The sequence below is a fragment of the Acidovorax sp. GW101-11A03 genome (genome assembly GCF_059424825.1).
Map to the genome: position 1 here is coordinate 59,881 of NZ_JBWKZU010000016.1, position 22,971 is coordinate 82,851.

General features: G+C 66.8%; 26 protein-coding genes. 9 read left to right on the plus strand and 17 right to left on the minus strand.

All coding sequences use genetic code 11. The annotated features are described in order from the left end of the window. Positions 1–49 precede the first annotated feature (49 nt). Positions 50–487: a thioredoxin TrxC gene (gene trxC, locus AC07Z7_RS09245; RefSeq protein WP_252660420.1), complete on the plus strand. Its 438-nt coding sequence runs from the start codon at positions 50–52 to the stop codon at positions 485–487. 12 nt (positions 488–499) lie between these two features. Here the strand turns inward: trxC and AC07Z7_RS09250 are convergent, their stop codons facing one another. The 4 genes from AC07Z7_RS09250 to AC07Z7_RS09265 are packed head-to-tail and all read right to left on the minus strand — an operon-like array spanning position 500 to position 2,906. Further along, positions 500–973, minus strand: coding sequence for a DoxX family protein (locus AC07Z7_RS09250; RefSeq protein ID WP_494766099.1), 474 nt, complete (start codon positions 971–973; stop codon positions 500–502). Positions 974–996: 23 nt separating this feature from the next. Then, positions 997–1,758 (minus strand): HvfC/BufC family peptide modification chaperone, encoded by a 762-nt coding sequence (locus AC07Z7_RS09255; RefSeq protein ID WP_494766100.1) that lies wholly within the window; start codon positions 1,756–1,758, stop codon positions 997–999. Beyond that, positions 1,749–2,609, minus strand: a complete 861-nt coding sequence (bufB, locus tag AC07Z7_RS09260; protein WP_494766101.1) for an MNIO family bufferin maturase — start codon at positions 2,607–2,609, stop codon at positions 1,749–1,751. The genes AC07Z7_RS09255 and bufB overlap by 10 nt, the downstream gene beginning before the upstream one ends. A 3-nt stretch (positions 2,610–2,612) precedes the next feature. Further along, complete coding sequence (locus AC07Z7_RS09265) at positions 2,613–2,906, minus strand: BufA1 family periplasmic bufferin-type metallophore (protein WP_094288983.1); 294 nt, start codon at positions 2,904–2,906, stop codon at positions 2,613–2,615. A gap of 211 nt (positions 2,907–3,117) precedes the next feature. Here AC07Z7_RS09265 and AC07Z7_RS09270 point away from each other — a divergent pair, with 211 nt between their 5' ends. Beyond that, positions 3,118–3,762, plus strand: coding sequence for a sigma-70 family RNA polymerase sigma factor (locus AC07Z7_RS09270; RefSeq protein WP_289814485.1), 645 nt, complete (start codon positions 3,118–3,120; stop codon positions 3,760–3,762). A gap of 1 nt (position 3,763) precedes the next feature. Beyond that, entirely contained in the window at positions 3,764–4,405 is a 642-nt protein-coding gene (locus AC07Z7_RS09275; protein WP_494766102.1) for an NrsF family protein, read from the plus strand. A 28-nt stretch (positions 4,406–4,433) separates the two neighbouring features. Here AC07Z7_RS09275 and AC07Z7_RS09280 read toward each other — a convergent pair whose 3' ends face one another. Next, positions 4,434–5,684, minus strand: coding sequence for a multifunctional CCA addition/repair protein (locus tag AC07Z7_RS09280; protein WP_494766103.1), 1,251 nt, complete (start codon positions 5,682–5,684; stop codon positions 4,434–4,436). Between the two features lie 44 nt (positions 5,685–5,728). Here AC07Z7_RS09280 and AC07Z7_RS09285 point away from each other — a divergent pair, with 44 nt between their 5' ends. Next, positions 5,729–6,184, plus strand: coding sequence for a hypothetical protein (locus AC07Z7_RS09285; RefSeq protein WP_494766104.1), 456 nt, complete (start codon positions 5,729–5,731; stop codon positions 6,182–6,184). An 8-nt stretch (positions 6,185–6,192) separates the two neighbouring features. Further along, the gene (locus AC07Z7_RS09290; protein WP_494766105.1) at positions 6,193–6,651 is read left to right on the plus strand and encodes a hypothetical protein; all 459 of its coding nucleotides are present in this window, start codon (positions 6,193–6,195) and stop codon (positions 6,649–6,651) included. Between the two features lie 23 nt (positions 6,652–6,674). Here AC07Z7_RS09290 and AC07Z7_RS09295 read toward each other — a convergent pair whose 3' ends face one another. The 3 genes from AC07Z7_RS09295 to AC07Z7_RS09305 all read right to left on the minus strand — a co-directional run bounded on the left by AC07Z7_RS09295 (position 6,675) and on the right by AC07Z7_RS09305 (position 8,448). Beyond that, positions 6,675–7,004: an NIPSNAP family protein gene (locus tag AC07Z7_RS09295; protein ID WP_252660402.1), complete on the minus strand. Its 330-nt coding sequence runs from the start codon at positions 7,002–7,004 to the stop codon at positions 6,675–6,677. An 8-nt stretch (positions 7,005–7,012) separates the two neighbouring features. Then, positions 7,013–7,705 (minus strand): glutathione S-transferase family protein, encoded by a 693-nt coding sequence (locus AC07Z7_RS09300; protein WP_494766106.1) that lies wholly within the window; start codon positions 7,703–7,705, stop codon positions 7,013–7,015. 170 nt (positions 7,706–7,875) lie between these two features. Then, complete coding sequence (locus AC07Z7_RS09305) at positions 7,876–8,448, minus strand: 5-formyltetrahydrofolate cyclo-ligase (protein ID WP_094288969.1); 573 nt, start codon at positions 8,446–8,448, stop codon at positions 7,876–7,878. A 14-nt stretch (positions 8,449–8,462) separates the two neighbouring features. Here AC07Z7_RS09305 and AC07Z7_RS09310 point away from each other — a divergent pair, with 14 nt between their 5' ends. The 3 genes from AC07Z7_RS09310 (at position 8,463) to AC07Z7_RS09320 (ending at position 11,524) form a co-directional block, all read left to right on the plus strand. Then, positions 8,463–10,448: a lytic transglycosylase domain-containing protein gene (locus tag AC07Z7_RS09310; protein WP_094288967.1), complete on the plus strand. Its 1,986-nt coding sequence runs from the start codon at positions 8,463–8,465 to the stop codon at positions 10,446–10,448. Between the two features lie 143 nt (positions 10,449–10,591). Beyond that, a complete protein-coding gene (locus AC07Z7_RS09315; RefSeq protein ID WP_494766107.1) occupies positions 10,592–11,161 on the plus strand; it encodes a DUF4124 domain-containing protein in 570 nt (189 codons plus the stop codon). Positions 11,162–11,227: 66 nt separating this feature from the next. Further along, entirely contained in the window at positions 11,228–11,524 is a 297-nt protein-coding gene (locus AC07Z7_RS09320) for a hypothetical protein (protein ID WP_165773894.1), read from the plus strand. Positions 11,525–11,574: 50 nt separating this feature from the next. On the opposite strand, the gene AC07Z7_RS09325 is transcribed toward AC07Z7_RS09320, so the two are convergent. From AC07Z7_RS09325 to AC07Z7_RS09365, 9 genes are all read right to left on the minus strand, one after another. Continuing rightward, positions 11,575–12,507, minus strand: coding sequence for an MBL fold metallo-hydrolase (locus AC07Z7_RS09325; protein ID WP_494766108.1), 933 nt, complete (start codon positions 12,505–12,507; stop codon positions 11,575–11,577). 100 nt (positions 12,508–12,607) lie between these two features. Then, entirely contained in the window at positions 12,608–12,997 is a 390-nt protein-coding gene (gene rbsD / locus AC07Z7_RS09330; protein ID WP_494766109.1) for a D-ribose pyranase, read from the minus strand. Further along, complete coding sequence (gene rbsK / locus AC07Z7_RS09335) at positions 12,994–13,938, minus strand: ribokinase (RefSeq protein ID WP_494766110.1); 945 nt, start codon at positions 13,936–13,938, stop codon at positions 12,994–12,996. Before rbsK ends, rbsD begins: the two co-directional genes overlap by 4 nt. Next, the gene (locus AC07Z7_RS09340) at positions 13,935–14,957 is read right to left on the minus strand and encodes a LacI family DNA-binding transcriptional regulator (protein WP_494766111.1); all 1,023 of its coding nucleotides are present in this window, start codon (positions 14,955–14,957) and stop codon (positions 13,935–13,937) included. Before AC07Z7_RS09340 ends, rbsK begins: the two co-directional genes overlap by 4 nt. A 56-nt stretch (positions 14,958–15,013) precedes the next feature. Then, entirely contained in the window at positions 15,014–16,006 is a 993-nt protein-coding gene (locus tag AC07Z7_RS09345) for an ABC transporter permease (protein ID WP_494766112.1), read from the minus strand. Beyond that, a complete protein-coding gene (locus tag AC07Z7_RS09350; RefSeq protein ID WP_494766113.1) occupies positions 16,003–17,667 on the minus strand; it encodes a sugar ABC transporter ATP-binding protein in 1,665 nt (554 codons plus the stop codon). The genes AC07Z7_RS09345 and AC07Z7_RS09350 overlap by 4 nt, the downstream gene beginning before the upstream one ends. 144 nt (positions 17,668–17,811) lie before the next feature. Further along, positions 17,812–18,765 (minus strand): sugar ABC transporter substrate-binding protein, encoded by a 954-nt coding sequence (locus AC07Z7_RS09355; RefSeq protein ID WP_494766114.1) that lies wholly within the window; start codon positions 18,763–18,765, stop codon positions 17,812–17,814. A 301-nt stretch (positions 18,766–19,066) separates the two neighbouring features. Further along, entirely contained in the window at positions 19,067–20,749 is a 1,683-nt protein-coding gene (locus AC07Z7_RS09360) for an AMP-binding protein (protein WP_494766115.1), read from the minus strand. A 244-nt stretch (positions 20,750–20,993) separates the two neighbouring features. Beyond that, a complete protein-coding gene (locus AC07Z7_RS09365; protein WP_494766116.1) occupies positions 20,994–21,740 on the minus strand; it encodes an FFLEELY motif protein in 747 nt (248 codons plus the stop codon). Between the two features lie 98 nt (positions 21,741–21,838). Here AC07Z7_RS09365 and AC07Z7_RS09370 point away from each other — a divergent pair, with 98 nt between their 5' ends. After that, on the plus strand, positions 21,839–22,735 hold the full coding sequence (locus AC07Z7_RS09370; protein ID WP_494766117.1) for an esterase/lipase family protein: 897 nt from the start codon (positions 21,839–21,841) through the stop codon (positions 22,733–22,735). Positions 22,736–22,971 lie beyond the last annotated feature (236 nt).

Here is a 22,971-nt window from a genome sequence, read left to right on the forward strand (position 1 = left end):
CACCGCGTGGGGCCGCCATGTGGTTTGTCAGAAAACCCCTGACCTGCCCATGACCGAAGCCCTGCACATCGTCTGCCCCCATTGCCACACCACCAACCGCGTGCAGGCCGCCCAGCTGGGCAGCGCGCCCGACTGCGGCAGCTGCCACCGCCCCCTGTTTGTGGGCGCCCCGCTGGAGCTGGATGCCACCAGCTTCGACAAGCAGCTGGCGCGCAACCACATCCCGGTGCTGGTGGACTTCTGGGCCCCGTGGTGCGGGCCCTGCCGCCAGATGGCGCCCGCCTTTGCACAGGCTGCGCGCGAGCTGGAGCCGCGTGTGCGCCTGGCCAAGCTCAACACCGAAGACCAGCAGGCCATCGCTGCGCGGTACGCGATCCGCAGCATTCCCACCATGGTCCTGTTCCAGCAGGGGCGTGAGGTGGCGCGCATTTCCGGCGCGCTGGGCGCGGCGGACATCGTGCGCTGGGTGCGCACGGCGGCAGCATAAAAAGCCAGATCGTCAGCGAATCCCCAGCGCCCGGTCCAGCGACACATTGCCTGCACCGCGCCCCGCCAAGTAGAGCAGCAGCCCCGCCCACGAGAGGTGCGTGGGCCAGGCGTCGGGGTACACAAACACCTGGATCACCAACGTCATGCCCAGCAGCGCCAGGGCCGACAGGCGCGTGAACAGGCCCAGCACCAGCAGCACCGGAAACAGGTGCTCGGCCACGGTGGCCATCTGTGCTGCCAGCTCGGGCGGTAGCAGAGGCAGCTTGTATTCATCGCGGAACAGCGCATAGGCGCTGTCGGAGATGGTGAACCAGCCCTCCACCTTGGTGCGTGCCGATAGCCAGAAGATGCCCGCGATGGCCACGCGGTTGACCAGGGCCAGCAGGCTGTGGGGTGTGAGCCAGGCGGCGGCATCGGCCAGGCGTGCCAGCAGCACGCGCGGGCCTTTGGCGGGGGCAGTGAGGAAGTGGGTGGTGGTGTGCATGGGGGGCTCCTCTGAACAGGTTCTCAGCCTGTGCGTGAATCGGTGAGGGTCAGGGCGCCTGCGTCCAGCAGGCTGCCCATCAGGGCGGCAAAGTCGGTGCCGGGGTCGGTCTTCAGGGCGCAGGTGGCTGCGGCCTCCAGCGGGAGGCCCTGGGCGCAGGCGTCCAGAAACGCCACCCCTGCGCGGGGCAAGGGGCGCCAGGTCACTTCGGCGTGGGGTCGGGTGAGCAGGGCCCCATCGCCAAACCAGTCCAACGCGTCGGGCAGCGCCAGGCCCGCGCGGTGGTGCTGCCACAGGGCATACGCAGGATGCGCATCGCACCAGGCCCAGCGCGCGGCGGGGTGGGGGCGCAGTGGCACCTGGGGCAAGGTGTGTGGCGCCTGCTGTGCCAGCCAGTCGCGGTCCACAGCGCGGGCATCCGCCGCCAAGTGGCACTCGGTCCAGCTGCGGTCCAGGCGCGCCACGGCGCCCAGGTAAGGCAGGTTGGCAGCGGGCTCGAACTGCTCCAGAAAGTGGGCGAACCCGTCGCCGTAGCCCACCAGCACACCGTCCTGGGGCGGCTGGGCGCGCGCGTACACGGCGGCCGCTGCGCGGAACCAGTCGGTGCCCACCAGTTGGCACACCGTGGGGTAGCTGGCCTGCAGCGCGTCGATGCAGCCCTTCAGCACGGTGTTGCGGTACACGGCAAACCCGGGCTGGGCCTCCAATGCGGACAGCCACGGCGCATGCACGGCCTGGCCGCGCAGTGCGGCGGAAAAGCCGTCTTGAAAGGCGGTCAGCTGCATGCGGCCTCCTCCGGCTGCGCTGCTTGCGCCGTCGTGAGCGCGCGGTGCGCCTGATCGCGTTCGGCCATCAGTTCGGCAAACGCGGGAAGGTGCTCGTCGCGCTCAATCAGGGTGGGTACGGGGCCGGTGCGCGCGATCACTTGCTCGTACAGCGTCCACACGGCAGGCGCCACGGGCGCATCGTGGCTGTCGATGAGCAAGGCATCGCCATGCGCCGGGTCGGCATGGTGGCCTGCGAGGTGGATCTCGGCCACGGCATGCAGCGGAAACGCGTCGATGTACGTCTGCGCGCAAAAGCCCAGATTGTTGGCGCTGACATGGACGTTGTTGACATCCAGTAGCAGGCGGCAGCCGGTGCGGCGCACCATCGCGGCCAGAAATTCGGTCTCGGCCCAGTCGTGGCCGTCGATGTGCAGGTAGTGCGTGGGGTTCTCGATGGCGATGGGGCGTTGCAGCGCGTCCTGCGTGCGGGCAATGTTGTCGGCAATGCGCTGCAATGCGGCCTGTGTGCGCGGAAACGGCAGCAGGTCGGGCAGGTACTGCCCGCGCCAGGTGGACCAGGCCAGGTGCTCCGAGACGATCACCGGCTCCACGCGCCTTGCCAGGGCGGCCAGCCGCGCCAGGTGGGCCGCGTCGGGCGGCGCATCGGCTGCGAGAGACAGTGAAACGCCATGCATTGCCACGGGGTGGCGCGCGCGGATGGCCTCCAGCCAGGCCAGGCGCGGGCCGCCGTCGGCCAGGTAATTCTCGGGGTGCACCTCCCACCACAGGCCGGGGGCGGTGCAGTGGAGCGCCTCGCCATAGTGCTGGGGCTTGAGGCCCAGGCCGGCGGTGAGAAGGTGCGGGGCCATGGGTCAGGCCTTGATGGGTGCCAGCGAGCCCATGCCCTTGGGCGTCTTGATGGTGGTGCAGGTGCCTGCAGGCACGAACTTCCAGGCGTTGCCCTGGTAGTCCACCTTGGATGAGCCCGCGCAGGTGGTGCCGGGGCCCGCAGCGCAGTCGTTCTTGCCTGCCATCGACACGCCATAGCATTTCTCCATGGCGGGCTTGGCGCCATCCATGGGGGCGGAGCTGGACTGGGCCATGGCGGCACCAGAAGTGAGGGCAACAAGGGCGAGGGCGCCAAGGCTGAGGGAGCGGGTGGTCATGGTACGGTTCTCCGAAGTTGGGGTAAGGGTTGAATCCGACCGGGGTGCTGCACAGAAGAAGCCCAAAGGCCGCGTTGCACTGCCCGATCTGCGTTGTAATTCGCGCTGCGCAGCGGGCGGGTTACAACGCTGTGCAAAAAAAGATCGCGGCGGTTGCGCAAAGAATTTTTCTGCGCTGCCTGTAACCCGTGGGCCTCTGGAGACGAATACCTTGCAGGGAGACACCATGGAGACTGTGGAAGAGCGCTTGCGGGCCTTGCTGCTGCAGGGGCTGGATGCGGACGCTGCCGCCTACCAGCGCTTTCTGAAGGAGCTGAGCGCCCACTTGCGCGCGTTTTTGCGCCGCCGCCTCGCGCAGCGGCCCGACGAGGTGGAGGACCTGGTGCAGGAGACGCTGCTGGCCGTGCACAACCAGCGCCACACCTATCGGCCCGAGATGCCGGTGACGGCTTGGGCGCACGCGATTGCGCGCTACAAGCTCATCGACTGGTTGCGCTCGCACGCTGCCAAAGAGGCGCGCAACGACCCGCTGGACGATGCGAGCGAGCTGTTTGCCAGCAGCGATAGCGAGGCCGCCGAGGCGCGGCGTGACCTGGGGCAGTTGCTGCAGACCCTGCCGGACAAGCAGCGCCTGCCGATCGAGTACGTGAAGCTGGAAGGGTTGTCGGTGGTCGAGACGGCGCGCCTTACGGGGCTGTCGGAGTCGGCCGTCAAAGTCGGCGTGCACCGGGGGCTCAAGGCCCTGGCCGCCAGGATCAGGGACATGACTTACGCACAAAGGGGTTCAGGCAAGTCGCAGGGGGCCGCCGAACGGCCGTTGTTGCATCCTGATGTGCGCAAGTCCAAGGGGGAATGACATGAAAACCGATGAGTTGATCCACCTGCTGGCTGCGGACGAGCGGCCTGTGCAGCGCACCGCCATCGAGCAGCGGTTTGCCGTGGCCACCGCAGTGGGCATTGCGGGTGCCGGGGTGCTGATGCTGGCCCTGTTTGGCCTGCGCCCCGACCTGCTGGCGACCATGGCGCTGCCCATGTTCTGGGGCAAGCTGGTGTTTGCGGCGACCCTGGCTGCGGCTGGGGTGGGGCTGCTGCGCCGCATGGCCCGCCCGGGCATGCAGCTCGGCCATGCCGCCCTGTGGCTGGCCGTGCCGCCGCTGGTGCTTTGGGCCCTGGCCCTGGTGGCATTGGCGCAGGTGCCTGCGGCAGAGCGGGCGCCGCTCATCCTGGGCAGCACCTGGCGCACCTGCCCGTTCAACATCGCCGCGCTGTCGGTGCCTGCGTTCGTGGCCGGGTTCTGGGCGCTCAAGGGCGCAGCACCCACCCGCCTGGCCTGGGCGGGCGCGGGCGCGGGTCTGCTGGCCGGGGCGCTGGGCGCCTTGGTCTATGCCTTGCACTGCCCTGAGATGGCTACACCCTTCCTGGCCGTGTGGTACCTGGCGGGCATCGCCATCCCCACCGCGCTGGGCGCCGTGCTGGGGCCGCGCCTGCTGCGCTGGTAAGAGCCGCTTTCAGCGTGCCGTGGTCGGTTCAGAGCGCGGTGGGCGCCTTGAGCCACTGCGCCACGGCCTCCACCCGCGCCTGGTGGATCAGCGCACCCACCTGCGGGCCGCTCTGGCCCTTGGCCGCGGCCTGTGCCGCAATCTCGCGCGTGACCACCGACTGCACGGCGCCCAGCACAGCCAGCAGGCGGGGGCGCTGCGGGTAGGCAGACTCTTCAAACCCCAGCCGCCCGCGTGCGTCGCATTCGCAGGCCAGCAGGATCTCGGCAAACCGCGCGGGCTTGCGGATCGCGTCGCAACGCTCCAGCAGGCGCACCAGGGCAGCGGCAGACAAATCGGTGCTGCGGTGGATGTTGCCGTGTTCACGCGCCACCACATCGGCCGTCTCGCGGCAGTCCACCGGCACGCGCAGGCGCTCGGCCACGTCTTTCAGCAACTCGGCGCTGCGGGTTTCGTGGTCGATGTGGCGCGGCAGCACGTCGGCGGGCGTGGTGCCCTTGCCCAGGTCGTGCGCCAGGCAGGCAAACCGCACGGTGAGCGGCGCTGAGAGCCGCGCGGACATGTCCAGCACCATCATCAGGTGCACGCCGGTGTCCACCTCGGGGTGGTAGTCGGCCCGCTGGGGCACGCCCCACAGGCGCGCCACCTCGGGCAGCAGCACCTGCAGCGCGCCACATTCGCGCAGCACATCGAACATGCGCGAGGGCTTGTCCTCCATCAGCCCGCGCGCCAGCTCCTGCCATACGCGCTCGGGCACCAGGTGGTCCACCTCGCCGTGTTCCACCATCTCGCGCATGAGCTGCATGGTCTCGGGCGCCACGCTGAAGTCGGTGAAGCGCGCCGCAAACCGCGCCACGCGCAGGATGCGCACCGGGTCTTCGCGGAAAGCGTCGGTCACATGGCGCAGCACGCGCGCCTCAATGTCCTGGGCACCAGAATAGGGGTCAAAAATGCGCTCTGCGCTCTTCCCATCTATGTTTTCAGCTATCGCATTGATAGTAAGGTCGCGGCGAGAGAGGTCTTCTTCCAGCGTCACATCCGGCGCGCTGTGCACCACAAACCCCCGGTAGCCGCGCCCGCTCTTGCGTTCGGTGCGGGCCAGGGCGTATTCCTCGCGCGTTTCGGGATGCAAAAAGACGGGGAAATCGCGCCCCACGGGCAGGTAGCCCAGCGCCAGCATCTGCTCGGGCGTGGCGCCCACCACCACCCAGTCGCGGTCATTCACCGGCCGACCCAGCAGCTTGTCGCGGACTGCGCCGCCCACCATGTAGATTTGCATCGGGCTAGTTTAGAACCTGTGCCGCGCCGTATATTCAACCCACCATGACCCTCTCGTCTGACCTCACCATCGCCCAGCTCAACCCCGACGGCAGCGTGCCTGTGCCCCAGGCGCCTGATGCCGCCGCCAACGCGGCCGCCGAGGCCCTGCAGCGCGAAGCGCAGTTCGAGGCCCTGAAGGCCCAGGTGGAAGGCTTGCAGGAGATCCTGGCCAAACCGCTCAACGACATCCTGGCCGAACACGACAAGTTCAAGGAGATGGCGGCCGCGTGGGATTCCTTCGGTGCCATGTGGATGCTGTCGCAGCGCGCCATGCGCCGAGTGGCTATGGACCTCGCGGCCCCGCAGGGCGTGAGCGAAGACGAGGTGGTGGCCCGCGCCATGGCCTATGCCACCCAGGTGCTCAACACCGAGGACGAAGACCTGGGTGGCTCCATTGCCCCCGCGCAGCTGGCGCACATCGCGCGGCACAAGGCGTTTTTGCGCAAGCAGTTCCGGTAGCGCGGGCAATGAAAAAACGTGTAACGGTGTTTACTTTTGCCCTAGCGGCTTTGCTGGCGGGGATGGCTCTATGGCCATACGCTCCTCCAATTGAAGCACTCACGGTAGAGAGCGCGGCAGTGAGGGTGAAGCATCCGGGGCCGGCGGTTCGGGAGGCCGTCTTTCGGACTGCCTCGGGCGTAGAGGTGTCCTGTAACAGGGGAAAGTCGGGCGGATGCCCTATCGAACAGTTGGTCAGGATGGAGGCGCGCCAAGCGCAACTCACCGTTTGGCACGATGGTGTGCGCGTGTTCCAGATCGCCGACAAGGAGCGGATCCTCTATCCCTACGAAGCTGTCTACGATGGCCGCGGATTTCTATTCGCGATCGCAGCCATTTTCGCGCTGGTGGGGTTGGGTCAGATGGCGATTCACATTGGCTGGGCCAACGAAGATGGTGATGAAGGCAAGCTGATCCAACGCGAATAGACAGAGTCCTCGCGTCGGGCTTCCTACTGATCCGACCTGAAGCCTTGGCCAAACACCGGCCTGAAAAAGCTCCGCTCATAACTCACGATGCACCCCGTCTCCTCGGCGTAGCGGAACGCCGCCTGGCACTCCGCGTCCTGCATCGACGCCTCGCGGTAGCGCTCATAGGCCGCGAGGCTCTCGAACGTGAACAGCGCCAGCGCGATGTTGTTGGCCCCTTCGCTAGGTAGGAAGTAACCGTGGTGCTGGCCGCCGAACTTCTCGACCAGCGGGATCCACAGTTTTCCGTAGTGCTCAAACTCCTTGAGCTTGCTCGTGTTGAGCACGTAGCGCAGATAGATGGTGACGGCCATGGCGGTGCTCAGTCCTCGGTGTGGCGCAGGCGGTAGGGTTCTTCGAAGGCCAGGAAGTCCTTCTCGCCCAGGGCTTCGGCGATCCAGGCCTGCACGCCGGGCAGGGCGCGCACGCGGTTCACATAGGCGGTGATGTGGGCGGGCACGGGCAGGGCGTAAGTGTGCAGGCGCATGCACACGGGGGCAAAGTAGGCGTCGGCCACGCTGAACTGGCCAAACAGCAGGGGGCCGCCGTGTTCCTGCAGCAGGGCGCTCCACATGTCCACCAGGCGCTGCACGTCAGCGCGCACGCCGGGCTTGTCGCGCCAGATCAGGGCGCCGGTGTCGGCCAGGTCGGCCTCGATGTTCATGGGGCAGTTGCTGCGCAGGGCGGTGAAGCCGCTGTGCATTTCGGCGCAGACGCTGCGGGCGCGCGCGCGGGCCTTGGCGTCCTGGGGCCAGAGCTGCTTGTCGGCCCAGGTCTCGGCCACATATTCCGCAATCGCCAGGGTGTCCCACACCACCAGGTCGCCATCGACCAGCACCGGCACCTTGCCGGTGGGGCTCACGGGGCCGATGACACGCTTGAACTCCGAGTCGGCCTCGAAGCTGTCGAAGCGCACGCGCACTTCCTCAAACGGGATGCCGGCCTGCTTGAGCAGCACCCAGGGGCGCATGGACCAGGACGAATAGTTCTTGTTGCCGATGTAGAGCTTGGGCATGGTGGACACCTGAAAAAAAGAGGTCAGTCCGCCATGCTAGCGGCTGCGCAGCGCGCCAGCGATGCGAAAAACCGGCTCGAATGATGCGCTGCGAGCATCACAGGCCTTCGTGCCGACCGGCTAGCGCCCGTTGGCAGTCTGCCGCGCGGTCGCCAACGGGCTCCGAGGGATCAGACCGGCCAGACCACGCCGTTGTCGTTCAGGATGGCGTCGAGCGGCAGGTCGAACTCTTCGGGCTCGAAGTCGTCCAGAAAGCCGTGGGTGAACCCCAGCCCCACGGTGAACGGCTTGGGCTGCAGCGTGGCCAGCGTACGGTCATAGAACCCGCCGCCATAGCCCAGGCGGTAGCCCCCGGCCGCGTATCCCACGCAGGGCACAAACAGCAGCGTGGGCACGATGACCTCGGTGTCCTTGGGCTTGGGGATGCCGTAGGCGTCCTCTTCCATGGGGCAGCCGGGGTACCAGGCGTGGAAGGTGAGCGTCTTGTGCTGCTTGTTGACCACCGGCAGGCCGATGCGGCGCAGCTGGGGCTCGTCCAGCAGTTCGCCGTCTTCCTTCCAGCGGTGCAGGGCGGGCAGGGGGTCGAACTCGCCCTTGATGGGCCAATAGGCGCCGATCACGGTGTCGGGCCGGTTCACCAGCCAGATGCGCATCACCTGCTGTAACAGGTCGGACCGCTGTAGGCGGTCGGGCAGATTGAGGCGTTCTTCTATCAATGCGCGCCGAAGGGCTGCTTTGTCCATCACATAATTCCCCCATGCAATTGTTTCGAATTCTGACACCGCTTGTCGCCAGTGCCCTGCTTGCCATGGCGGCCCCCCTTGTCCAGGCGCAAAACAGCAAGGGGGACGACACCCTGCTGGAGATGCAGCAGGCCTTCCGCAAGGGCGACCGCAAGCGGCTGGAGCAACTGCTGCCCTCCGCCCGTGGCCATGCGCTGGAGCCCTGGGCCGCCTACTGGGAACTGCGCGTGCGGCTGGCCGAGGCCCAGCCCGCTGAAATCCAGTCCTTCATGCAGCGCTACGCCGGCAGCTACCAGGAGGACCGCATGCGCAACGACTGGCTGCTGCTGCTGGGCCAGCGGCGCAACTGGGCGCAGTTTGCCGAGCAGCACCCCGCCTACCGCATGTCGGACGACCGTGAGGTGCGCTGCTACGCGCTGCTGATCGACACCCTGAAAGGCTCCGCACCCGCCACCGTGGCCGACGATGTGCGCAGCAACTGGTATGCCATCCGCGATGCCGACGACGGCTGCACCCATGCCGCCAGCGAGCTGTACAGCTACAAGAAGCTCAGCGCGCTTGACATCTGGCGCAAGGCGCGACTGGGCGTGGAGGCCAACCGCCCGCGTGTGGTGCGCAACGCGGTCGAAATCGTCTCGCCCGACGCGCTGCCGCAGCTCAAGGAGGTGCTGGACGCGCCCACCAAGTTCCTGCTCTCACGCGCCACGGCACGCGGCAACGCCCGGCAAGAGCTGGTGCTGCTGGCCCTGATCAAGCTCGCAGGCAGCGACCCGGACGGCGCCGCGCAGCAGCTGGACAACAAATGGGGCGTGCACCTCTCGGCCGAAGAGCGCAACTGGGCCTGGGGCGTGATCGGCAAGGCGGCCGCGCAAAAGCTCTCGTCCAACGCGGCGGGTTACTTTGCCAACGTCACCAAGGACACCGACCTGAACGACGACCTGCTGGGCTGGAAGGTGCGCGCCGCCTTGCGCGCCGGGCAGTGGAAAGCCGTGGGCAAGGCTGTCGATGCGATGGGCCCCGACGCCCGCCAGGACAGCACCTGGGTGTACTGGAAGGCGCGCGCACTGTTGTCGGGCCGCGTGACCGACGCCGAGCGCGCAGAAGCGCGCCAGCTGCTCGAAGGCATTGCCAGCACGCGCGGCTTCTACGAAATGCTGGCCATGGAAGAGCTGGGCCAGCGCATCACCACGCCCCCCGCCCCGGCGCCCCTTACTGCTGAAGAAAAAGCGGGTGCCCGCGCCAACCCGGGCCTGAACCGCGCCCTGTATGCCATCCTGCTGGGCCTGCGCAGCGAAGGCGTGCGCGAGTGGAACTACACCACCAACCTGCACCAGAGCGGCGGCATGGGCGACCGCGAACTGCTGGCAGCAGCCGACTTCGCCTGCCAGCGCGAGGTGTGGGACCGCTGCATCAACACCAGCGAGCGCACCAAAAGCGTGGTGGATGCCACGCAGCGCTTTCCCACCCCCTTCCGTAGCGCAGTGGTTGAGCGTGCCAATGGCATTGGGCTGGACCCGGCCTATGTGTATGGCCTGATCCGCCAGGAAAGCCGCTTCATCATGGATGCGCGCTCGCACGTCGGCGCCTCGGGCCTCATGCAGGTCATGCCTGCCACCGCGCGCTGGACGGCCAAGAAGATCGGCCTGAACAACTTCACCGCCGACCAGATCAACGACCGCGACACCAACATCACCATCGGCACCGCCTACCTCAAGCTCGCATTGGACGACTTTGCAGGCTCCATGCCCATGGCGGCCGCCGCCTACAACGCTGGCCCTGGCCGCCCGCGCAGCTGGCGCAACGGCCCCGTGCTGGACGCCGCCATCTGGGCTGAAAACGTGCCCTTTGCCGAAACCCGCGACTACGTGAAGAAGGTGCTGGCCAATACCACCAACTACGCCGCCATGCTCACCGGCCAGCCCCAGTCGCTCAAGGGCCGCCTGGGCACCATCGGCCCGCGCGATGCATCGGCGCCCGAGGTGAACAAAGACCTGCCCTGATGCCTCCATCCGCATCTGCCGCAGCACCCGCTGCCGCAGGTGCGAAGCGGGTGGGCGAGTGTTTGCTATAAATAGAGTAGCTATAAGCGCATGATGGAAGCGCGCAAAGCACCGATTTGATTCATATTCTTGGAGGGAAAACCATGAACAAGCTGTATGGGGTGGCCCTGGCCGCCATGGTGTGCTGGGCGCTGGGCACAGCCCAGGCGCAGCCCGTGTACAAGTGGGTGGATGCCGACGGCAAGACCCACTACGGATCACAACCTCCGCCCGCCAAGCAGGACGCCGAGCCCCTCAAGCTGCAAAGCAACAACGGCAGCACCCGGAGCGCATCGCAGTCCGCCAAGCCCGCCCAGCAGTACAACCCCGACGGCACCAAGAAGATCCCCAAAGACGTGGAGGAGTTTGGCCAGGGCATGAAGAAGGCACTGGAAAAGGTGGACAGCAAACAGGTGCCCCTGAACTGCGCCGCCGCCGTGGACAACATCCACTACCAGGCCGACCAGATGCTGGAGGTAGGCCAGAAAAACGTGCGCGACGGCTACATGGCCCAGGCCGAATACGACAAGACAGCCCCCAAGATCCGCGAGGCCCGGGGCAAATACAGCGTGTCAGACTGCCAGGCGTCGTCGGGCAACAAGAAATTGTTCTACCAATGCATGTCGAGCAGCAACAACCATGTGATGGGGTGCGACAAGCAGTTCAAGCATTGATGGGGAGATGCGGGGCTGGGGGCTGGAAACATACACCGGCGCCTGCTTGAGGCCAGGAACGGACATATGCCGAGACGTCTTATCGAAGTGGAGTTGACCATCGAAGGTCGTACAAAGATGCCTGTCCTCACCGGCGGCATCTATCGTCCACACTTGCGTGTCCAAGGTGGTGAATACCTTGGCGTCTCGTTTGTTGATGGTCAACTGGTTAGTCCCGGGTCCACAGCCCGTTCTGTAGCTGCGCTGATTTATGAGCCCGGTGTCGATTATTCTGCGCTGATGGTCGGCACTCATTTCGACGTTCTTGAAGGACAAACGCTCGTCGGTTCTGGCCGAGTCTTGAGAGGACCGTTTGCTGCCTAGGTACTCGCCGCTGTGGGTTCAACGCTGTCCCCCACCCTGACCAAGCCACATCACACGTTGTGCAGCACATCCCCTTGCCGCACCGCCGCCCCCGACCTTACGAGGTCATCCACCAGGCTCAATAGCCACTCCCCCTCGGGCTGATCACCGAAATGCCGCTGGTGCAGCATGCCGAAATACGGCGTGCCCTGCGCCCAGGCGGTGAGGTCGGCCATGGTGATCTGCTGCCACTCCAGCAGCTTGTATTTCAGCAGCACCTTGGCGGCATACAGCGCATGTTTGCCGGGGTTGCGCACAAAACCATCCAGGCGGCGGCGGGCGCCGTCGATGGCGCGGGGGGCGTCGGCAAACACGGGGCCGTGGCCGGGGATCACGACCTGCGGTGACAGCTTTTCGATCACGTCCAGCGTGGCGGCGACCTCGGCAAACGCGTTGTCGCCCTCCAGCTCGGGGAACACCACGCCAAAGCCGTTTTCCCACAGCGCATCGGCCGAGATCAGCACGCGGCCCTGGGGCTCGAACAGCACCACCGAGTGGGGGTCGTGCCCCGGGGCCGCATGCACCTGCCAGGGCTTGTCGCCCAGCAGCACACACGAGTCCGGCATCAGCAAGGTGTCGGCCCGGAACGGCGGGCATTCCTGCCCCGTGGGGGTGTAGCTGAGCGCGTAGGCGTCCCACTGGCGCACATGGTCGGCCTGGCCGGGGGGGATGGCGGTGAGGACACCGGGCCAGGCCTTCTGCAGCGCGGCATTGCCGCCACAGTGGTCGCTGTGCAGGTGGGTGTTGAGCACGCGGTCCAGCGCGCGGCCCGCCAACGCGCCGCGCACCAGGTCCACGGTCTGGTCGGCATGGCTGCAGTAGCCGGTGTCCACGATGGCCGTGTCGTGGTGGCCGATGAAGAGGATGTTGTTGGCCGACAGCCAGCCGCGCTCCAGCACGGTGATTTCGGGGGGGAGCAGGTCGTGGGGGGCAGAACTGGGCATGGGGGCAGGCAAACGGTAACAGCCCAGCGTACCGCAGGAGCACCCCTTCAGACCTTCTCCAAAACCCGTAAGCCATCGCCCCCGGCGGGGGCAGGTGGTGTCAGAACGTGACGCCCGCCACCAGGATCACGTTGGCGTACGGCGTGCACTCGCCCGTGCGCACCATCACGCGGGCCTGCTGGGTCAGGCGCTTGAAATCGTCGTGCGAAACCGCCTGCGGTGTGACCGGCAGCTGGCACCAGGCGGGCAACTGGCCCCCGTTGCGCTCCACGGCTTCGGTGGCGATCACGGCTTTCTCGACCTGCATTTCCTCCAGCACCACCCGCAGCACATCCGCCACGGCCGGGATGCCGGGCGTGAGGGCCAGGTCGATGCGGCGCGGGCCGTTAGGGATGGGCAGGCCCACGTCGCCGATCACCAGCATGTCGCCGTGGCCCAGGGTGGCGATGGCGTGGGAGAGTTCGGCGTGCAGCAGGGCGGTGCGTTTCACAGGGGGCTCCAGGCGGGCGGTTGGGGGCTTTGCGCCACGGCGGCGCGGGTGGGGATGGAGGGCTGGGCGCCCGGTTGGGTGACACACAGCGCCGATGCGCGGATGCCTTCGCGCACGGCGGCGTCCAGAGGCTCGCCGCGTGCCAGCGCCACGGCCAGTGCCCCCAGGAAAGTGTCACCTGCGGCCGTGGTGTCCACGGCTTTCACGACCAGGCCGGGGTGGTAGCGGTTGCCCGCCGCATCGGCGGCCACGGCGCCCGCAGCGCCCAGAGTTACTACGACCTGTGCGGGGCCCTTGGCGCGCAGGGCTTGTGCGGCCTGCGCGGCATCGGCGGGGGTGTCCACGTTCTGGCCTGCCAGCGCGGCGGCTTCCACCTCGTTCACCACCAGTGTGTGCACCAGCGGCCACATCGCTTCGGGCAGGGGCTGGATGGGGGAGGGGTTCAGCACCACGGGGCAGCCAGCGGCATGGGCCATCTCGGCGGCGGCCCGCACCTGGGGCAGGGGCGTTTCAAACTGCAGCACCAGGCCACCAGCGCCTTGCAGGGCGGCACCCAGTGCAGCGGCATCCAGCACAAAGCGGCCGTTGGCGCCGGGCACGACCACGATGCGGTTTTGCCCGCTGGCCTCCACGGTGATGGCGGCCACGCCGGTGGTGGTTTTGGTGTCGGTCTGCACGCCGCTGTGGTCGATGCCGTCGGCGTCGAGCCCGGCGCGCAGCGTCTGGCCGTAGCCGTCATCGCCCACGCGGCCGAACAAGGCCACCTGGGCGCCCTGGCGTGCGCAGGCCACGGCCTGGTTGCCGCCCTTGCCGCCGGGTACCAGGTGCAGGGCGTCGGCCAGCACGGTCTCGCCAGGGCCCGGCGCGTGTTGCACCTGCAGCACCAGGTCCATGTTCAGGCTGCCGACGACGGCGATGCGGGGCGTGTGGGTCGTGCTCATGCCGTACCTCCGGGCGCATGGGCCGTGGAGGCGCGCACGCGCAGCTCGGGCTGCAGCATCACCTTGCGCGCGTCTTGGCGCTTGCCGTCGATGCGCTCCAGCAGCATGTCCACAGCCAGCGCGCCGATGCGCTGCTTGGGCTGGGCCACGGTGGTGAGCGGCGGGCTGGTGAAGGCCGTTAGTTCGATGTCGTCAAAGCCCACGATGGACAGTGCCTCGGGCACGCGCAGGTCGCGCTCGTGCGCGGCGCACAGCGCGCCCATGGCCATGAGGTCGTTACAGACAAAGACGGCAGTGGGGGGCTCGGGCGCGCGCAGCACCGCGTGCATGGCTTCGTAGCCACCCTGGCTGGTGAAGTTGCCGTGCCACAGCAGGCCCTCGCCCGCGCCGCAGCCCGCATCGGCCAGCGCGGTGCGCCAGCCGGCAATGCGTTGCTCGCTGGGGGCAATGCCTTCGGGGCCGCCGATGCAGGCAATGCGGCGGTGGCCCAGCGACAGCAGGTGGCGCGTTGCCAGCAGGCCGCCCTGCATGTGGGCGGTTTCCACCAGGTCGCAGGGCTGCTGCTCGGCGATGTCGATTTCGCGGTCCACCAGCACGGTGGGGATGGACAGGCCCGCCAGTTGCGTGGCCAGCGTGGCGTCATGCCCGGTGGAGACCACGATGAGCCCGTCGATGCGCCGCTCGGCCAGCACCTGCAGGTAGGTGCCCTGGCGGTGCGCCTCGTCGTTGGTGTTGCACAGGATGACGTTGTAGCCCGCGCCAAAGCAGCGGTCTTCCACGCTGTGCACGATCTCGGCAAAGTAGGGGTTGGAGCTGTTGGGGATCAGCATGCCCAGCGTGCGCGTGTTGTTGCTCTTGAGGCTGCGCGCAATGGCGCTGGGCACATAGCCCAGGGCGCGGATGGCGGCCTCCACGCGCTCGCGCCCCTCGGGGCTCACGCGGCGCGTGCCGTTGACCACGTGCGACACCGTGGTGACCGACACCTCGGCGTGGCGCGCAACGTCCTTGATAGTAGCCATGCAAAAAGAAGAATGAGGTCGTGGGTGGTGGGGCGGCTGGATGCGGGGTCAGTCTCTCAGACCTTGGCGCGGCGCTGGCGCAGCGTGTCCACAATGACGGCCGCCACGATCACAAAACCCGTGATGATGCGCTTGCTGGGCTCGCTCGCGCCCACCTGGGCCAGGCCTGCCTCCAGCACCGCGATGATGAGCACGCCAAACGCGGTGTTCACCACCGAGCCGCGCCCGCCCATCAGGCTGGTGCCGCCAATCACCACGGCCGCAATCACCTGCAGCTCCATGCCGGTGCCCGCGTTGGGGTCGGCGGCTTCCAGCCGGGCCGACTGCATCAGCCCCGCCAGGCCCGCCAGCAGGCCAGTCATGGCAAACACGATGACGCGGATGGGGCGCGGGTCCACACCGGCCAGGCGCATGGCTTCTTCATTGGTGCCAATGCCCACCACGCAGCGGCCGAACACGGTGCGCGACAGCACCAGCTGTGCCACCACCACCAGCACCACGGCCAGCAAGAAGGCGAACGAGATGCCGCCAAAGAAGGGTGCCGACAGCCAGGAGATCGCATCGCCCACGTACTGCGTGCGCGAGTCGGTGACCACATACGCGCTGCCGCGCACGGCTTCGAGCATGCCCAGTGACACGATGAACGAGGGCAACCGCCACGCCACCGAAATGGTGCCCGTGATGGTGCCGCACACCAGGCCCGTGGCCAGTGCCAGCGCGGCGGCGGCGGGCACCGTCCAGCCCCATTGCAGGATGGCGGCGGCCGAGGTGGCGGCGGCCAGCGCCATCACCGAGCCCACCGACAGGTCGATGCCCGCGATGATGAGCACAAAGGTCATGCCCACCGCCATCACCGCCAGGGCCGGGATTTCGTTGGCGATGGTGATGAAGGTCTCGGCGCTCCAGAAGTATTCGGACAGCGACGAGAACAGCGTCACCATGCCCGCCAGCACGGCCAGCAGGCCCAGGTAGGTGCCCAGCTGGCTGCGCCAGACCGAGGCGGAGGAGGGCGCCGCAGCGGGCGCGGCAGATGCGGTGGGGGCGTTCATGCGGTGACAGGAGAAGGGGTTGAAGGGGTGGTACTGGTGCGCCCGCCGGGCTCGGAGAACGCGGCGGCCAGCAGCGATTGCTCGGACCACTCGCCGCGTTCGAACACGGCCACCAGGCGACCCGCGCTCATCACGCCGATGCGGTCGGCCATGGCCATGAGTTCGCGCAGGTCGGACGAAACCATGAGCAGCGCGCGGCCTTCGGCAGCCATGCGGTCCAGCTCGCCATACAGCTCGGCGCGCGCGCCCACGTCCACGCCGCGCGTGGGTTCGTCGAGCAGCAGCACGCGGCCTTCGCGGTGCAGCCATCGGGCGAAGACCACTTTTTGCTGGTTGCCGCCGGACAGTTGGCCCACGGGTTGCTCGGGGCCGTGGCAGCGCACGCGCAGGGTGCGGATGAATCCCTGCACCAGGCGGCTTTCAAGCCCGCGCTGCAGCCAGCCGCCGCGTGACACGGCCGACAGGTCAGACAGCGTGGCGTTGATCCGGATGGGCTGCGACAGCAGCAGGCCCTGGGATTTGCGGTCTTCGGTGACCAGGCCGACTCCGGCGGCAATGGCCTGCAGCGGCGAAGCAAAGCCCCGCTGCCAGGTGCGCGTTGCAGCCATGGCGGGGTTCGGTGTGATTGCTATATTTTGTATAGCTGTTTGCGCTTGTCCATCGGGCGGTAGGGCCTGTTTTTGTACAAATTCTGGGTGCAAGGTGACGCTGCCCCGGTCCGCGCGGTCGGCGCCAAACAGCAAGCGGACCAGCTCGGTGCGGCCCGATCCGACCAGCCCGGCAATGCCAAAAATTTCACCGGCCCGCAGTTCCAGGCTCACGTCTTGCACAGCGGTGCCCCGGCCCAGGCCTTCGGCGCTCATCACCACAGGGCCCACAGGGCGGCGCGGGCGGTGGTCCAGGTCGCTCACCACGCGGCCCACCATGCGCTGCACGAGGTCGTCCTCGCTCATGCCCGCCATGGGGCGCACGTCCACCAGGCGGCCGTCGCGCAGCACGGCCACGCGGTCGGCAATGCGGCGCAGTTCTTCGAGCCGGTGCGACACATAGATGATGGCCACGCCGCGCGCGGTGAGGTGCGCGATCTGCTCAAACAGGTAATTGGTCTCGCGCGGCGTGAGCATGGCCGTGGGCTCATCGAGCACCAGGATGCGTGTGTCGTCCTGCAGGTTGCGCGCGATCTCGACCATCTGCTGCTGGCCGATGCCCAGCTGCGAGACCGGGGTGGCGGGGTCGATGTTGTCGAGCCCGATCTTGGCCAGCTGCGCACGGGCGGCGGCATGCAGCACATCGCGCTGCAGCCAGCCCAGCCGGTGCGGCAGACGGCCCATCAACAAATTCTCGGCCACGGTGAGCGTGGGCACCAGGCCCAGCTCCTGCATCACCATGCGCACGCCGTGGCGCTCGGCATCGCGGCGCGACGTGGGGGCGTAGGTCTGCCCCGCCAGCTGCATGCCGCCGCGCGTGGGCTGCTCCAGCCCGCAAAGGATCTTGGACAGCGTGCTCTTGCCCGCGCCGTTCTCGCCGGTCAGCGCCAACACCTCGCCCGCAAACAGCTCCACGTTCACGCCATCGAGCACAGTGGCGGTGTAGTCCTTGCCCACAGCCTGTATGGCGAGCAGGGGTGTACGTGGCGAGTCAGGTGACGGGCTGGTGGGCATAACAGTGTGTGCAGTTTTTAATTTTGAAGCGGCGAACAAAGCTCAGCGAAGCGGTTCTGGCTAGGCGCCGTGTCGCAGGCAGTACTGGAAGTACGACAAGACACGGCAACAACGCCAGAAGAGCTTTGTTCTCCGCTCCGGGGCTTACTTGCTGTCTTTCGTCACCAGCACCACATCCGTCTTCACCGTGGCGGGCAGCTGGTTTTGCGGCGTCTTGGCGGCCAGGGCCTTCTGTGCCAGTTCGATACCAAACACGGCCTGCTTGGCGGCGTACTGGTCGGCGGTGGCCAGCACGCGGCCGTCGGCCAGCATGGGCTTGATGGCACCGATGTTGTCGTAGCCCACCACCTGCACCTTGCCGGTCTTGCCTGCAGCCTTCACAGCGGCCACGGCGCCCAGGGCCATGCTGTCGTTGCCGGCCAGCAGGGCCACGAGGTCAGGGTGCTCGCGCATCATGCCGGCGGCCACGGTGTTGCCCTTTTCGATCTCCCAGTTGCCGGACTGCACGCCCACCACGGTGATGTTGGCGGCTTTCATGGCGTCCTGGTAACCCAGGGTGCGTTGCTGCGCATTGAAGGTGGTGGACACGCCTTCGATGATGCCGACCTTGTCACCGGCCTTCAGCGTCTTGGCCAGGTGGTCGCCCACCAGCTTGGCGCCCGCGCGGTTGTCCGGGCCCACGAAGGGTACGGTGATGTTCTTTTCCTTCAGCGCGTCGGCATCGAGCTGGTTGTCGATGTTGACCACGAGGATGCCCTTGTCGATGGCCGTCTTGACCACGGGCACCAGTGCCTTGGAGTCGGCGGGGGCCAGCACGATGGCGTTGACCTTCTGCGCCACGGCCTGCTCGATCATCTTGATCTGGGCCGCCGTGTCGGTCTCGTTCTTGATGCCGTTGGCCACCAGCGTGTATTCCTTGGCATGGGCCTTCTGGTGCGCCTTGGCGCCGTCTTCCATGGTGCGGAAGAACTCGTTGGCCAGCGACTTCATGATGAGCGCGATCTTGGGCTTGTCCTGCGCAAACGCAGGGCTGGCCAGCAGGCTGCCCACAACGGCGAGGGCGGCGGCGGTCTGAACGGAACGGCGGGTGAACTGCATGGGTGTTGTCTCCAGGTTGGAATGTGGACCAAGGCGACCGACAGCGTGAAGGGAAATCCCCGGCAGCGTCCCTCAAAAGGGGCGCCTGCGGATGCCCGGTGCCTTGTCGCGAACGGGATGATAACGAAAGCAAACGTTTGCGCAAACGTTTGCTGACTGGTAAAAACCCGGAGATGTTGCCATCAGAAGGCCTGGTGCATGCGGGCGGCTTGCAGTTCTTTCGCCCAAGAAAAAGGGCGCCGAAGCGCCCTGGGGGAGGTTGCAGGGTGCAGCGTTCGGGCCGCCGCGCCCATGAACAAGGTCAAGCCTTGCGCAATTCCCTGCGCAGGATCTTGCCCACGTTGCTCTTGGGCAGCTCGTCGCGGAACTCGATGTACTTGGGGCGCTTGTAGCCGGTGAGGTTCTGGTGGCAGTAGTTCGCCACTTCGTCCTCTGTCAGGGCCGGGTCGCTCTTGATGATGAACACCTTGATGGCCTCGCCCTGTTTCTCATCGGGCACGCCGATGGCCGCGCATTCGACCACGCCGGGGCACAGGCTGATGACCTGCTCCAGCTCGTTGGGGAACACGTTGAAGCCGCTCACCAGGATCATGTCCTTCTTGCGGTCGATGATGCGGGTGTAGCCCTGCGGGTCCATGATGCCGATGTCGCCCGTGCGCATGAAGCCGTCGGGCGTGAAGGCCTTGGCGTTCTCTTCGGGCTGGTTGTAGTAGCCCGCCATCACGTTGGGGCCGCGGATGCAGATCTCGCCCGACTCGCCCTGGGGCAGGCTGTTGCCCTCGTCGTCCTTGATGGCAATGTCGATGCCCGGCAGCGGCAGGCCGATGTTGCCGCTGAACTGGGTGCTGATCACCGGGTTGTTGGTGCCGATGGCGCAGGTCTCGCTCATGCCCCAACCTTCGATCATGGTGCTGCCGGTCACCTTCTGCCATTGCTTGGCCGTACCCTCGCTGGCTGCCATGCCCCCGGCCTGCGACACGCACAGGTGCGAAAAATCCAGCGTCTTGAACTGAGGGTTTTGCAGCAGCGCGTTGAACAGCGTGTTCACCGCAGGCAGCATGTGGAAGGGGCGCTTCTTGAGTTCGGCCACGAACTTCGGGATGTCGCGCGGGTTGGGGATCAGCGTCATGCTGGAGCCTTGGCGGATGGCCAGCAGGCACAGCGTGAGCGCGAAGATGTGGTACAGCGGCAGTGCGGCAATGCTGTTGGCCTTGCTCAGGTCGCCCACCTTGGACAGCGCGGGCGTGAACCACGCCTCGGCCTGCAGCGTGGCGGCCACGATGTTGCGGTGGGTGAGCACTGCGCCCTTGGACAGGCCCGTGGTGCCGCCGGTGTATTGCAGGAAGGCAATCGAATCCAGCGTGGCCTGGCTGGGTGCGAGCGACTTGTGTTCGCCCAGCGACAGCGCCTTCTTGAACGTGACGACCTTGCGCCCGTTGGACAGCGGCAGGTCGTACGCGGGCACCATCTTGGCCAGGTGGCGCACGGCAAAGGTGATCCATTTGCCAAACCAGAAGCCCAGCAGGTCGCCCATGGAGGCCATCACCACATGCTTGACGGCCGTGTGGTCGATCACATCGGCCAGCGTGTGGGCAAAGTTCTCCAGGATCACGATGGCGGTGGCGCCCGAGTCCTTGAGCTGGTGCTCCAGCTCGCGCGCGGTGTACAGCGGGTTCACGTTCACGCAGGTGTAGCCCGCGCGCAGCACGGCGGCCATGGTCACGCCAAACTGCGGAATGTTGGGCAGCATGATGGCCACGCGCGCACCGGGCTCCAGCCCCAGGCTTTGCAGATAGGCGCCCAGCGCGGCCGAGCGGCGTTCCAGCTCGCCATAGGTCATCCACTGGTCCATGCAGACCGAGAACGGGCTGGATGCGTGTTTGCGGAACGACTCTTCCAGCAGGTGGGCCACAGAGCGGTATTGCTCGGGCTTCACGTCGTGTGGGACGCCCGGGGGGTAGCTCTTGAGCCAGATCTTTTCCATGCGCGTGTTTCCTTCGTTAGGGATGTCCTGCATAACTCCCTGCGGTCGGAGATAGCGCGGTCTCGGGCGGTCCGCTGCGTTGCTTTTCTTGCCAATAGCTGGGCTATTGGCTGCAAAAAGGCGCCTTGCGGCCCATCCCGATCCGCACTACCACCGACTCGCGAGGGTCATGCAGGACATCCCTGTGTTCGCCAAATGCCATTGATAGGTGGGCACAGATTGTGGAAGGCGGGGGCGCAACGGGCTATCGGGCTTGTCCTAGTGTGTGGTTAAGCTGGGTCCCGCAGGTGACAGGGTCGGCATCGAAGAGCAAATCCATCAGCGCCCGCTCACGCTGCTCGATGGTGGCCAGGAACTGCTCCACCCCGCCGCGCTGGCGCGCGAGCTGGCCGAAGGTGTCGAACCCCGCCTCCAGAAACTTCTGCAGTGCGCCCATGCCCGCTGCGTTGGCCGGGCCGCGCATCATGCGCAGCATCATCCGCAGCCCAGGTGTGCGCGTGAGGCGCGCCAGATCAGTGCCCATGGCCAGCACGCGCTGTAACTGCTGCTGGCGCGCGTGGCGCTGGCCTACGGTGCGCCAGGCAGCGGCGTAGCGGGCGGCGTCGTTGGCCGCATCGGCACCTTCATGCGCCCGCCAGGCGCGGCCCATGTCCTGGTCCAGTTCCTCGGTCTGCGCGTGCAGCACGGCCAGGGCCACGGCGGTGATCACGACCGGCTGGGGAAACATGGTCTGCAGCGTGCCCGCGATGCGGCCAAACTGCTGATCGCGGTCGGTGTAGTCGGTGTCGCTGTACAGCTCTTCCAGAAAGAACCGCGCTGCAGGCCCGAAGACGGGCGATGCCATCAGGTCCGCATAGGTGCCGCGAAAGCGCCGCGCCTGAAAGGTCTTGACGCTGCCCACCGCCGCCCCCAGCGCCGGGTCGCCCGTGCGGTGCAGGCGCAGGGCGGTCACGTCGGCGATGCAGTCGCGGATGGTCTGGGCGGCATCCATGGGGCGGGGTCCTTTCTGCGTTCTGCGGGGTGCGGTGTCGGGCGGTGGTCAGACCGCACAATGCGGCTGGTCCATTACAACATTTGCCCATCACCACCATGATCGCGCGCTGGCAACGAATCCTTCTCCTGTGCATCCTGCTGGCCATGGCCGCCTGGCTGGTGTGGCAATGGCCCCATTCACCGTTGCGTGCCGTACTGGGGGCACTGGTGCCGCTCGGCATTTACCTGGTGGTGATGGCGGTGGAGTTTGTGCTGATGCACATCACCAACCGTGCCGATGCTGCGCCCCGCGCCCGCCTGTCACAGGTCGTGGGTGCCTGGTGGGCCGAGGTGTGGGTGGCGTTGATGGTGTTTTGCTGGCGCCAGCCGTTTCGCCACCAGTCCGTGCCCGATTGGCTGCCAGCGCAGCCGACAGGAAAACGCGGCGTGGTGCTGGTGCACGGCTTCATGTGCAACCGGGGGCTGTGGCTGCCGTGGTTTGCGCAGTTGCAGGCGCGGGGACATGCCTATGTGGCGGTCAATCTGGAGCCGGTGATGGGCTCGATTGACGAGTATGCGGACATCATTGAAGACGCTGTGCGCCAAGTGACGGCGGCCACGGGGCAGGCGCCGGTGTTGTTGTGCCACAGCATGGGGGGCTTGGCGGTGCGGGCGTGGCTGCGGGCGCACCAGGCGGATGGGCGGGTGCACCGTGTGTTGACGCTGGGCACGCCGCATGGGGGCACGTGGCTGGGGCGTTTCAGTCGTGCGGTGAATGGGCGGCAGATGAGCTTGGCGGGGGACTGGGTGGTGGCGTTGCAGCGGGCGGAGCCTGCGGGGCGGGCGGCGTTGTTTACCTGCTGGTTTTCGAACTGCGACAACATTGTGTTTCCGGCGACCACGGCGGCGTTGGTGGGGGCGGAACACCGGTTGGTGGAAGGGGTTGCGCACGTGCAGATGGCGTTTGACCCTGGGGTGATGGAGGCTTGTCTGGAGGAGATAGGTCGAGTGTGATTCTTTGGTTTTTTGGAGCGCCAGCCGCTTTCTTTTTGTAGCTGTGCTTAGTTTTGATTTCCCGTTTGGGCTGGGTTTGTCGAAGCCTTGGCGTGCTGGTTTGGAAGGCGTGCTTGGGTTGCGGGCGGGAGCCGGGTTGTCGCCCCGGCAGGCGAGTAACTTTCTTTCGCGTCGCCTGTTCAGACCGGACACATGGGAAACAGGTGTGCGGAGACATAGGAAACACTTCGCCTTGG

Bases quoted from the DNA above. Each gene is read 5' to 3' on its own strand.
- trxC (WP_252660420.1), top strand. From the start codon at position 50: ATGACCGAAGCCCTGCACATCGTCTGCCCCCATTGCCACACCACCAAC.
- AC07Z7_RS09250 (WP_494766099.1), bottom strand. From the start codon at position 973: ATGCACACCACCACCCACTTCCTCACTGCCCCCGCCAAAGGCCCGCGC.
- AC07Z7_RS09255 (WP_494766100.1), bottom strand. From the start codon at position 1,758: ATGCAGCTGACCGCCTTTCAAGACGGCTTTTCCGCCGCACTGCGCGGC.
- bufB (WP_494766101.1), bottom strand. From the start codon at position 2,609: ATGGCCCCGCACCTTCTCACCGCCGGCCTGGGCCTCAAGCCCCAGCAC.
- AC07Z7_RS09265 (WP_094288983.1), bottom strand. From the start codon at position 2,906: ATGACCACCCGCTCCCTCAGCCTTGGCGCCCTCGCCCTTGTTGCCCTC.
- AC07Z7_RS09275 (WP_494766102.1), top strand. From the start codon at position 3,764: ATGAAAACCGATGAGTTGATCCACCTGCTGGCTGCGGACGAGCGGCCT.
- AC07Z7_RS09280 (WP_494766103.1), bottom strand. From the start codon at position 5,684: ATGCAAATCTACATGGTGGGCGGCGCAGTCCGCGACAAGCTGCTGGGT.
- AC07Z7_RS09285 (WP_494766104.1), top strand. From the start codon at position 5,729: ATGACCCTCTCGTCTGACCTCACCATCGCCCAGCTCAACCCCGACGGC.
- AC07Z7_RS09290 (WP_494766105.1), top strand. From the start codon at position 6,193: ATGAAAAAACGTGTAACGGTGTTTACTTTTGCCCTAGCGGCTTTGCTG.
- AC07Z7_RS09295 (WP_252660402.1), bottom strand. From the start codon at position 7,004: ATGGCCGTCACCATCTATCTGCGCTACGTGCTCAACACGAGCAAGCTC.
- AC07Z7_RS09300 (WP_494766106.1), bottom strand. From the start codon at position 7,705: ATGCCCAAGCTCTACATCGGCAACAAGAACTATTCGTCCTGGTCCATG.
- AC07Z7_RS09305 (WP_094288969.1), bottom strand. From the start codon at position 8,448: ATGGACAAAGCAGCCCTTCGGCGCGCATTGATAGAAGAACGCCTCAAT.
- AC07Z7_RS09310 (WP_094288967.1), top strand. From the start codon at position 8,463: ATGCAATTGTTTCGAATTCTGACACCGCTTGTCGCCAGTGCCCTGCTT.
- AC07Z7_RS09315 (WP_494766107.1), top strand. From the start codon at position 10,592: ATGAACAAGCTGTATGGGGTGGCCCTGGCCGCCATGGTGTGCTGGGCG.
- AC07Z7_RS09320 (WP_165773894.1), top strand. From the start codon at position 11,228: ATGCCGAGACGTCTTATCGAAGTGGAGTTGACCATCGAAGGTCGTACA.
- AC07Z7_RS09325 (WP_494766108.1), bottom strand. From the start codon at position 12,507: ATGCCCAGTTCTGCCCCCCACGACCTGCTCCCCCCCGAAATCACCGTG.
- rbsK (WP_494766110.1), bottom strand. From the start codon at position 13,938: ATGAGCACGACCCACACGCCCCGCATCGCCGTCGTCGGCAGCCTGAAC.
- AC07Z7_RS09340 (WP_494766111.1), bottom strand. From the start codon at position 14,957: ATGGCTACTATCAAGGACGTTGCGCGCCACGCCGAGGTGTCGGTCACC.
- AC07Z7_RS09345 (WP_494766112.1), bottom strand. From the start codon at position 16,006: ATGAACGCCCCCACCGCATCTGCCGCGCCCGCTGCGGCGCCCTCCTCC.
- AC07Z7_RS09350 (WP_494766113.1), bottom strand. From the start codon at position 17,667: ATGCCCACCAGCCCGTCACCTGACTCGCCACGTACACCCCTGCTCGCC.
- AC07Z7_RS09355 (WP_494766114.1), bottom strand. From the start codon at position 18,765: ATGCAGTTCACCCGCCGTTCCGTTCAGACCGCCGCCGCCCTCGCCGTT.
- AC07Z7_RS09360 (WP_494766115.1), bottom strand. From the start codon at position 20,749: ATGGAAAAGATCTGGCTCAAGAGCTACCCCCCGGGCGTCCCACACGAC.
- AC07Z7_RS09365 (WP_494766116.1), bottom strand. From the start codon at position 21,740: ATGGATGCCGCCCAGACCATCCGCGACTGCATCGCCGACGTGACCGCC.
- AC07Z7_RS09370 (WP_494766117.1), top strand. From the start codon at position 21,839: ATGATCGCGCGCTGGCAACGAATCCTTCTCCTGTGCATCCTGCTGGCC.